Origin of the sequence: Chamaesiphon sp. GL140_3_metabinner_50 (genome assembly GCF_025361915.1) — a bacterium.
Taxonomy (GTDB): Bacteria; Cyanobacteriota; Cyanobacteriia; order Cyanobacteriales; family Chamaesiphonaceae; genus Chamaesiphon.
Genome location: NZ_JANYJC010000281.1, coordinates 1 through 9,483, shown reverse-complemented (window position 1 = coordinate 9,483; position 9,483 = coordinate 1). Strand labels below are relative to the sequence as shown.

Below are 9,483 nucleotides of genomic sequence, written 5' to 3'. Positions count from 1 at the left end.
TAAACCCACTGGTAGTTTATTAAATTGCAAGCTCCCAACCTAAGTTGCTACCGATAGAACTTCTAGCAACGACTTCAGTCGCCAGCAGTTCTTAAACGAGAAGTATTGGAACTGAGGGTAGTTTTTAAAAATAAAACTGCTGGAATTCGCATTCTGTCGTCAACAACCTGAAGGCAGCAACGCTGAAAACGATCGTTGCCCCCTTGCTAAGAACTATGGATAGCGGCAAGCGAGCAGCGATATAATAGTCGAACTAATTAGTTTCAGCTTCGATTGCTAGCTATACAAGCTACAATTAGTACGGCGAGTGCCCTGCCACGATCGAGCTTTACCAGCCATCCCCACCCACAACCTCATGACCCAAACGCCGCTCTCACCTAGCCAAAATCGTCAGTTACCGCTTCAACAGCCAGACAGTCTCGGTCGGTTTGGCAAATTTGGGGGGAAATACGTGCCCGAAACGCTGATGCCAGCACTCCTGGAATTTGAAGCTGAATACCGCCGCCACACTCAAGATCCTGAATTCCATCGGCAGCTTAACGGACTGCTCCGCGACTATGTCGGCCGACCCAGCCCCCTCTATTTTGCCGAACGCCTCACCGAACGTTACGCGCGTCCCGATGGTACTGGTGCCCAAATTTACCTCAAGCGGGAAGACTTAAATCATACTGGTGCCCACAAGATTAATAACGCTCTAGCTCAAGTCCTGCTTGCCAAACGGATGGGCAAGCAACGAGTCATCGCCGAAACGGGCGCGGGACAACATGGCGTAGCCACCGCCACCGTCTGCGCTCGGTTCGGGCTAGATTGCGTCATTTTTATGGGCGTGGAAGATATGAAACGCCAAGAACTGAACGTGTTTCGGATGCAATTGCTGGGTGCTGAAGTACGTCCGGTAGCGGCGGGAACGGGAACGCTCAAAGATGCTACTTCTGAAGCGATTCGCGACTGGGTGACGAATGTTGAGACTACTCATTATATCCTCGGATCGGTTGCTGGCCCGCATCCTTACCCGATGATAGTTCGCGATTTTCATGCAATTATCGGCGTAGAAACTCGAACTCAATCACTCGAAAAATGGGGCGGTTTACCAGATATTCTCCTCGCGTGTATCGGCGGCGGTTCTAATGCAATGGGACTATTCCACGAATTTGTTAAAGAACCAAGCGTTCGTCTGATTGGAGTCGAAGCTGCTGGTGAAGGAGTCGATACCGATAAACATGCCGCCACCCTCACCAAAGGTCGTCCGGGAGTATTGCACGGGGCGATGAGCTATCTATTGCAAGATAACGACGGGCAAGTTACCGAAGCCCATTCGATTAGTGCCGGATTAGACTATCCTGGGGTAGGGCCAGAACATAGCTATCTCAAAGACTTGGGACGAGCTGAATATTATAGCGTCACCGATGCTCAAGCTCTGGTCGCGTTCCAGCTATTATCCAAGTTAGAAGGCATTATACCCGCACTCGAAACATCCCATGCGATCGCCTATCTAGAAACTCTATGTCCTCAACTTTCTGGTAGTCCCAAAATTGTCATCAATTGTTCGGGACGCGGTGACAAAGATGTCCAGACTGTTGCTAAAGTATTGAAATTCTAGACGGGAGATGGGAGATGGGAGTTGGGAGAAGTTAGACTCGATCGAGATTTTAAGTATTTAAGACGCAAGCGTCTGGTATTTTCCATACTCCCTACACATCCCACACCCCCACATTCTTAGTCTCCCAACTCCCAACTCCCATCTCTCATCTCTCCCCCCTAATCTATGACTCGCTCCAGCGGCATTCTTCTGCACCCCACCTCACTACCTAGCCCCTTTGGAATTGGCGATTTAGGTGAAGATGCGTATCGGTTTATTGACTTTTTGCACGATGCCAATCAGAAATATTGGCAGATTTTACCATTAGGGCCGACAGGTTATGGTAATTCGCCCTATATGTGTTATTCGGCGATCGCAGGCAACCCATTTTTAATTAGTCCGGTTAAACTCTTAGAAGCCGGATTACTGGCTGCTACAGATTTAGAAAATATCCCAGATTTCCCAACTCATCGCGTCGATTTTGACAAAGCGATCGCAGTTAAGCATAAACTATTTCAGATTGCCTTCGATCGGTTTCAAAATTTTGCAGATAACGACCAAAAAACTAATTTTGATAATTTTTGTCAAGGTCAGGTTTATTGGTTGGATGATTATGCCTTATTTATGGCATTGCGCGAAGCCCACGATTGCAAAAGCTGGTATCTATGGGAGCCAGATTTAGTCAAGCGCGAACCACTTGCCCTGATTCACTGGCAAAATACTTTAAGAAACCAAATTTCTTACCACAAGTTTATTCAATTCCAATTCTTTGAACAGTGGTCGGCTCTTAAAAAATATGCTAACGATCGCAATGTCGAAATCATCGGCGATATTCCCATTTACGTCGCACATGATAGTGCGGATGTTTGGTCGAATCAAGAGTTATTTGAACTCGATCCCGAAACAGGCGAAGTCGCACTGATGGCTGGCGTTCCACCCGATTACTTTAGCGAAACTGGACAATTGTGGGGCAACCCCGTTTACAACTGGCAAAAATTAGCAGATACCCAATTTAATTGGTGGATTCAAAGATTTGAATCGTTACTGAAATTGGTCGATGTCATTCGGGTAGATCACTTTCGCGGTTTTCAAGCATTTTGGGCGGTAGAAAAAGGCGAAACTACTGCTATGAATGGACGATGGATTAAGGCTCCAGGCAACGATCTATTCTCGACAATTCAGCAAAAATGGGGACATCTACCAATACTAGCCGAAGATTTGGGCGTAATTACTCCCGATGTTGAAGCATTGCGAGATGGTTATAACTTCCCAGGGATGAAGATTATTCAATTCGCCTTTGGCTCGGATAACGAAAATCCATTTTTACCATTCAATCACGGACAAAATTTTGTGGTGTACACGGGTACCCACGATAATGATACAACTGTTGGCTGGTTCGAGAAATTAAGCGGTGTCGAACGCGATCGATTCTTGTTATATGCAGGTGGAATTTGTAAAGATGGAGTGCATTGGGATGCAATCCGGTTGGCAATGACTTCAGTAGCAAGTACGGCAATTTTCCCCCTCCAAGATATCTTAGGATTGGGTGGTGCCGCGCGGATGAATTTTCCCGGCGTAGCTGAGGGAAATTGGGAATGGCGATACAATTCGATGGTTCTTAATGAGCCACTAGCTACAAAATTAAAAGATTTAACAACAATCTGCGGTCGCAGTGTGTCTTCTAAATCTAATTAGCAAATCCGACCTAAAATGCAGGGTAGGGGTAATTCGTGAATTACCCCTACCCTGCATTTTAGGATTGATAAGCGAAGTTGATGCTTGATATCAGCAACACAGTAGTTTGTAGTGAAAGATAACATACGGTCGATTATTTATGGGGAGGGCAGGTTTAAATGAAATTCTTTGAACATCCTCACAACAGGCAACGTATAGTTATTTGGTAGCGAAATTTCAAATCGATCGATCGTCCGATAGCCAAACCTAGAATACAAAGGTTCGCCAGCTAACTTCGCCACGATCTGAATCGTTTGAAATCCAGCCGCTAATGCAGCTACCTCACACTGTCTCATAATTTGACTGCCGATGCCCCTGCGCGCCCATGCCGGATGAACGAAGAATGCGCGAATCTTGGCAGCATCAAGGCTAGGATCGAGTAACCTTTCCTCTGTACCTGTCTCGCTCGAATCTCCACCATAAGCAGTTGCACGTTTACTCCAGCCACCACAGCCGACAATCTGACGGTCACTCTGGGCGATGAAATAGGTTCTATCCTTGATTAATTGACTATCGATAGCAAACACGCTTCCTAGTGCTCCGTCAATCTGGGCTGGAGTGTAGTAGTTGACTTGTAACGTTCTCACAGATTCGCACATTAAACTTTCTAAATGGGGAATATCTTCTAGACAAGCGAGGCGAATCTGAATATCCATTTGTGTAGACGATATAAGTTTGTAGATCGATCCTGGTTGTGAATGGGATGAAATGATAACAGACTCACCACTTTGTATATACTGAGTCATGAGCCTGAAAATAAAATCTGTCACCATCCCCATCTTCAGAAGTTAGGAATTTTTATCATAATGTCATTTTCTAAAATCTTAATAGCCAATCGGGGCGAAATCGCTCTGAGAATTATTCGTACCTGTGGCGAGATGGGGATTGGGACAGTTGCCGTGCATTCGACGATCGATCGCAAAGCCCTGCACGTACAATTAGCAGATGAAGCCGTGTGTATCGGCGAACCAATTGGCAGTAAAAGTTATCTCAATATTCCTAATATTATCTCCGCCGCTCTGACGCGGAATGCGACAGCCATTCATCCCGGCTATGGATTTTTGGCGGAAAACGCCCGATTTGCCGAAATCTGTGCCGACCATCATCTTACCTTTATCGGCCCTTCACCAGCCGCCATGCGATCGATGGGCGACAAATCTACCGCTAAGGATACGATGAAACGAGTTGGAGTCCCGACGGTACCCGGTAGCGATGGATTATTAGCCGATGCCGAAGCAGCACTCAAAATTGCGGGTGAAATCGGTTACCCAGTCATGCTTAAAGCTACCGCTGGCGGCGGCGGGAGAGGAATGCGGCTGGTGCGAGAAGAAGCAGACTTAGTACGGCTCTATCACGCCGCACAAGGCGAAGCTGAAGCCGCATTTGGCAATGGGGGCGTATACGTCGAAAAATTTATCGAATGTCCCCGCCATATCGAATTTCAGATTCTCGCCGATAACTATGGCAACGTCGTCTATCTAGGCGAACGCGATTGCTCGATTCAACGCCGCCACCAGAAGCTGCTAGAAGAAGCCCCCAGCCCAGCACTAACCCCCGAACTCCGCCAGAAAATGGGTGCAGCCGCAATCGCCGCCGCTAAATCGATCGATTATGCTGGAGTCGGGACTGTAGAATTCCTGCTCGATAAGCATGGCGATTTCTACTTTATGGAAATGAATACTCGGATTCAAGTCGAGCATCCCGTCACTGAAATGATTACGGGACTAGACTTAATTGCCGAGCAAATTCGCGTTGCCCAAGGTGAAAAACTATCTTTCACGCAAGAACAAGTAGTATTAAAAGGGCACTCGATCGAATGTCGCGTCAACGCCGAAGATCCCGACCATAATTTCCGCCCATGTCCTGGTAAAATTACTGGTTATCTGGCTCCAGGCGGCCCAGGAGTGCGGATCGATTCTCACGTCTATACCGATTACGAGATTCCCCCCTTTTACGACTCTCTAATTGGCAAATTAATCGTCTGGGGAGTAGATCGCGATACGGCAATTCGGCGGATGCGTCGCGCCCTCCGCGAGTATGCAATTACGGGCGTACCGACAACGATTAATTTTCATCAGCGCATTCTAGAACATCCCGATTTTATTAAAGGGGAAGTATATACTAATTTTGTCGAGCAAATGATGTCTAAAGATGGACTATAACTTTTGAGATCGAGATGATGAACTTTGACGATGGAATTAGTTAGATTTAATTATGTATAGCAATCCTAAATGAGAATCTATCCGATCTTCTTTCTTTTTCTGCGCTCTTCACGCGCCTCTGCGGTTAAAAACATCACTGATTAATTTGAAAATGATTTGGGATCGCCATAGCAGTTTTAAATCATTTGTAAGATGCGATTTTGGTGTGATTTCAACCGCAGAGACGCAGAGGACGCAGAGGGAGGAATAAGATCTGTAGGTTGGGTTGAAGAATGAAACCCAACACGCTCAACTCTCGGCATTCCGGAGATCCCCTATTCAATACCGCGTCGCATCAGAGCGGTAAACCAAGCATCGGGGAGCAACTTTCGCAATCCGAGAATAAAACTAGCATTACCGCCCGCAGGGTATCGCAATTTCCAACTCCCATCGGTTGCAGCTTGATAGATAACTTTTGCAGTAAGTTCTGGCGGCGAACCATTTTCGCCAGCGCGATTCATTTTGGGTAATGTTTTTTGAATGTAGTCATTATACACAGTCAATCCAGCTCTCTGAGCGACTGAAATCGATCGGCTGTAAAAGTCGGTTTTAATGGCTCCAGGTTCGATAATTTTGACTTTGATATTAAACTGGCGCAATTCGTACTGTAATGATTCCGAAAAGCCATCTACCGCCCATTTAGTGGCATGATAAGGGCTATAAATTGGAAAGGCTATCCTACCGCCGATCGAAGCGACATTAACTAATATTCCTTGCTGGCGGAGCCGAAAATGCGGCAAAATGGCGCGGGTTACTTCCATTAGCCCAAATACATTAGTCTCGAATTGACCCCGAATATCAGCCATATCGCAGGCTTCAAAGGCACCAATTAAGGCATATCCCGCATTATTGATTAATACGTCGATCGTTCCAAATTCAGAAATTGCCCGATCGATTGCTGCTTGAATTGTATCTGATTTAGTAACATCTAATGGTAAACACAGTACATTTGGTAAATCACTGAGTTCGGGAGATTTTTTGGGCGATCGCATTGTTGCAACCACGTTCCAGCCTTGCTGTTGAAATAGTTGGGCGGTAGCTCTACCAATCCCGGTGGATGCTCCCGTAATTAATACTGTTTTGCTCATGGTAAATAGCTCGGTAATTTAAATTTACGATCGATTAGTTGAGAGATTTCAAAATATCGCTAGGTGCGAATCCGCATACTCAAATCTAGCCAGTGCGATCGGGTAATTGGTGCGCTAGTAGAGATATAATCTACGCCAGTTTCGGCGACTTGGCGAATGGTGGTTAGGGTAATATTACCTGATGCTTCGATTTTAATTCTGGGGTTAGCCGTTCTAATTACTGCCACAGCTTGACGCATTAAATCTGGGTGCATATTATCGAGCATAATAATATCGGCATGACATTCGATCGCTTCTTTAACTTGCGCTAATGATTCGGTTTCGACTTCGATCGTCAGTGGATAAGGCATCTGTAATCGAATCCCCTCGATCGCGGCAGTAATTCCGCCCGCTGCTGCAATATGATTATCTTTAATCATCACGGCATCATCTAACCCGACGCGGTGATTGACACCTCCGCCGACGGTGGTTGCATATTTTTCGAGCAGGCGCAAACCGGGGGTAGTTTTGCGAGTATCGACTAATCGAGCGGGTAAATCGGCAATGCAATTTACATAGGTGCGAGTGGCTGTCGCAATGCCACTGAGCCGCATTGCTAAATTTAAAGCCGTCCGTTCGCCCATTAATAAAGTAGCTAAATCCGCAGTTATTTCGGCGATCGATTGCCCAGGCACACAGGCGGTTCCTTCAGCGGCTAGGGGCTGAAATTTAGCTTCAGGATTCAACAGCTCAAAAACTCTTTTAGCTATCGGTAATGCGGCAACTACCCCCGTTTCCTTGGCAATCCAGGTAGCTGTAGCAATTCGATCGACGTTGGGTAAGCCTTGGGTGCTGCGATCTCCTCTACCGATATCTTCTTGGAGCCATTGAATGAGGTGGGAGTCGAGGACGATCCAAGGGGGTATCGGAGTCATTTAGAGGTTAAGAAGGGGATAGCGGTAAGAACAGGATCTAAATGGTGAACAGCTTGCTGACATTAATCTGGAGATCGGGGAAGGACAATGGTGAAATATTTCCAGTTGCCAATCTAGTCTCAGATTCGTAAGTATCGATCGCCCGATCGCGGAATACAATTAATTCGGGAGTTTGTAAGTTTACTACCCAATATTCCTCAATCCCAGCTTCAGCATACACTCGCTTTTTGTCGTTGAGATCTTTTTTCAGCGTGGTGTTAGCATATTCAATCAGCCAGAAAATATCGGCGGGATAGGGATGGTGTGTTAGATATTGATGACTGGGGGTGCGAACGATCGCAATATCTGGCTCTGGCTCGGAGTTATTTGGTAGTGTAACCGGATGACCTTCGCGAACTTTGGCTCGATTTGCTAGTAAGATGCTGAGATATTCAACTGACTCAGTACAATAGACTGCATGAGGTATTACCTCTGGAGGCATATCTACAATGATTCCTTCTAATAACTCTACTCGTTTATCGTCCAGTATCCCTGTTTCGACTAATTGATGATATTCGGAGATCGTCCATTTGGCGGTAGTAAGTGTCATCGCTGATGTCCTCGAATTCTTCACTATTTGAGCAAGTAGGTGGTATGTATTGGTACTGTGGGCGATCGATCGAGTCTCAAACCATCGAGTTAGATATTAACGAACCGGGATTGTTATACGGCGCAACAGTTTTTACAACTTTGAGAACTGACGCTTTGGCTGTTTACAATTTACATGGCGATCGACTGCGATCGAGTATCATCGATTTAGGCTGGTGTCAGCCGGATTGGAAGCGAGTTCGATCGGGCGTAGACAGCTTAACGCCACATTTTTCCGTACTGCGAATTACGATCTTTCCCAACGGACGAGAATTAATTACTGGGCGAGAGCTACCGCCTCAATTAGCTACTTGGCAACAACTAGGGGTAACAGTAATTATTGCCGATCGAAAGTTCACGCGATCGCTCCCTCAACACAAAACAGGTAATTATCTAGCCCCCTGGTTAGCTCTCCAACAGGCGCGAAATCACAATATTCAAGAAGCAATCCTGACAAACGATCGCGGCGACTGGCTCGAAACCACTACCGGAAATCTGTGGGGTTACCGCGATGGCTGTTGGTATACACCCCCGCTCGGTGCCGGAATTTTACCAGGAATCGCGCGATCGCAACTAATAGCTGCACTCCAACAGCGAAACCAGAAAGTCTTAGAAATCGACTGGAATCTAGAATGGGTAAAAGATTTAGAAGCGATCGGCTATAGTAATTCTGTCGTTCATTTTATCCCAATTCATACTGTCATCACTCTCATGGGTATTCTAAAGTATACAATCCAACATCCATAATTTTTGAAGCAATGATAGATTGGTCGAGTCTTAATGATGTCGGGATAAGGATTTCCGAGCGATGACTCCTAGCTTCGTTTCGGCACCGCCCTCAAATAAATTTGCGGATGCATTTTCGGACGGGTTCCCCGTCCATGAAAATGCACCAAGCATGGGCTAATAGCAAAAGTTCGTTAAAACGAACTAATTAATCTAGTAGTTCTCTTCAGAGAACTTGAACTATTAGCCCGTTGGCGTAGCCTTTCGGAACGAAACACTTTTAGTTCAGGGCGGTGGTAGAACGAAGCAGACTGGCTTTTCTTATCCCGAACTCACGTTAATTCGGTAATCCACCCGATCCCGATTCAGATCGCGATCGCTCTCGTGGGTAAACTAGAAGATAAGGCTCAATACCCATGTTCTCCTCCGGATCGCCGATCGCAAAAATTATCGACATCCCCCTATCAATAAAATGAGAGAAAGGTTAACATAAGTTAATAGAAAGATAAAATACACTAAATTATCGATGGCGTGTAACTGGCGGAAACGACGGTTGAGCGATCGATTAATGTCGATCCCGTCAAGGGTTACCAGTCCCAAAATACTAATATAGG

The 9,483-nt window shown here is 46.0% G+C and carries 8 protein-coding genes; 4 read left to right on the top strand and 4 right to left on the bottom strand.

From position 1 onward, the window contains the following. Positions 1 to 355 precede the first annotated feature (355 nt). Both trpB and malQ read left to right on the top strand, forming a co-directional pair. Positions 356 to 1,600: a tryptophan synthase subunit beta gene (gene trpB, locus Q0R35_RS13790; protein ID WP_295619239.1), complete on the top strand. Its 1,245-nt coding sequence runs from the start codon at positions 356 to 358 to the stop codon at positions 1,598 to 1,600. Positions 1,601 to 1,765: 165 nt separating this feature from the next. Next, the gene (malQ, locus tag Q0R35_RS13785) at positions 1,766 to 3,274 is read left to right on the top strand and encodes a 4-alpha-glucanotransferase (protein WP_295619237.1); all 1,509 of its coding nucleotides are present in this window, start codon (positions 1,766 to 1,768) and stop codon (positions 3,272 to 3,274) included. A 137-nt stretch (positions 3,275 to 3,411) separates the two neighbouring features. Here malQ and Q0R35_RS13780 read toward each other — a convergent pair whose 3' ends face one another. Then, positions 3,412 to 3,969, bottom strand: coding sequence for a GNAT family N-acetyltransferase (locus Q0R35_RS13780; RefSeq protein WP_295619233.1), 558 nt, complete (start codon positions 3,967 to 3,969; stop codon positions 3,412 to 3,414). Positions 3,970 to 4,119: 150 nt separating this feature from the next. Between Q0R35_RS13780 and accC the strand changes: the two genes are divergently transcribed. Continuing rightward, the gene (gene accC / locus Q0R35_RS13775; RefSeq protein ID WP_295619230.1) at positions 4,120 to 5,475 is read left to right on the top strand and encodes an acetyl-CoA carboxylase biotin carboxylase subunit; all 1,356 of its coding nucleotides are present in this window, start codon (positions 4,120 to 4,122) and stop codon (positions 5,473 to 5,475) included. 314 nt (positions 5,476 to 5,789) lie between these two features. On the opposite strand, the gene Q0R35_RS13770 is transcribed toward accC, so the two are convergent. From Q0R35_RS13770 to Q0R35_RS13760, 3 genes are read right to left on the bottom strand one after another with little or no spacing between them, the layout of a single operon-like run. Next, positions 5,790 to 6,602, bottom strand: a complete 813-nt coding sequence (locus Q0R35_RS13770) for an SDR family oxidoreductase (RefSeq protein WP_295619227.1) — start codon at positions 6,600 to 6,602, stop codon at positions 5,790 to 5,792. Between the two features lie 59 nt (positions 6,603 to 6,661). Then, positions 6,662 to 7,516 (bottom strand): carboxylating nicotinate-nucleotide diphosphorylase, encoded by an 855-nt coding sequence (nadC, locus tag Q0R35_RS13765; protein ID WP_295619224.1) that lies wholly within the window; start codon positions 7,514 to 7,516, stop codon positions 6,662 to 6,664. 37 nt (positions 7,517 to 7,553) lie between these two features. Then, a complete protein-coding gene (locus tag Q0R35_RS13760; protein ID WP_295619221.1) occupies positions 7,554 to 8,105 on the bottom strand; it encodes a Uma2 family endonuclease in 552 nt (183 codons plus the stop codon). 5 nt (positions 8,106 to 8,110) lie between these two features. Here Q0R35_RS13760 and Q0R35_RS13755 point away from each other — a divergent pair, with 5 nt between their 5' ends. Continuing rightward, positions 8,111 to 8,890 (top strand): aminotransferase class IV, encoded by a 780-nt coding sequence (locus Q0R35_RS13755; RefSeq protein ID WP_295619218.1) that lies wholly within the window; start codon positions 8,111 to 8,113, stop codon positions 8,888 to 8,890. Positions 8,891 to 9,483 lie beyond the last annotated feature (593 nt).

Excerpts from the sequence above, each read along its gene's own strand:
- nadC (WP_295619224.1), bottom strand. The coding sequence starts at position 7,516 with ATGACTCCGATACCCCCTTGGATCGTCCTCGACTCCCACCTCATTCAA.
- Q0R35_RS13770 (WP_295619227.1), bottom strand. The coding sequence starts at position 6,602 with ATGAGCAAAACAGTATTAATTACGGGAGCATCCACCGGGATTGGTAGA.
- accC (WP_295619230.1), top strand. The coding sequence starts at position 4,120 with ATGTCATTTTCTAAAATCTTAATAGCCAATCGGGGCGAAATCGCTCTG.
- trpB (WP_295619239.1), top strand. The coding sequence starts at position 356 with ATGACCCAAACGCCGCTCTCACCTAGCCAAAATCGTCAGTTACCGCTT.
- Q0R35_RS13780 (WP_295619233.1), bottom strand. The coding sequence starts at position 3,969 with ATGGATATTCAGATTCGCCTCGCTTGTCTAGAAGATATTCCCCATTTA.
- Q0R35_RS13760 (WP_295619221.1), bottom strand. The coding sequence starts at position 8,105 with ATGACACTTACTACCGCCAAATGGACGATCTCCGAATATCATCAATTA.
- Q0R35_RS13755 (WP_295619218.1), top strand. The coding sequence starts at position 8,111 with ATGTCCTCGAATTCTTCACTATTTGAGCAAGTAGGTGGTATGTATTGG.
- malQ (WP_295619237.1), top strand. The coding sequence starts at position 1,766 with ATGACTCGCTCCAGCGGCATTCTTCTGCACCCCACCTCACTACCTAGC.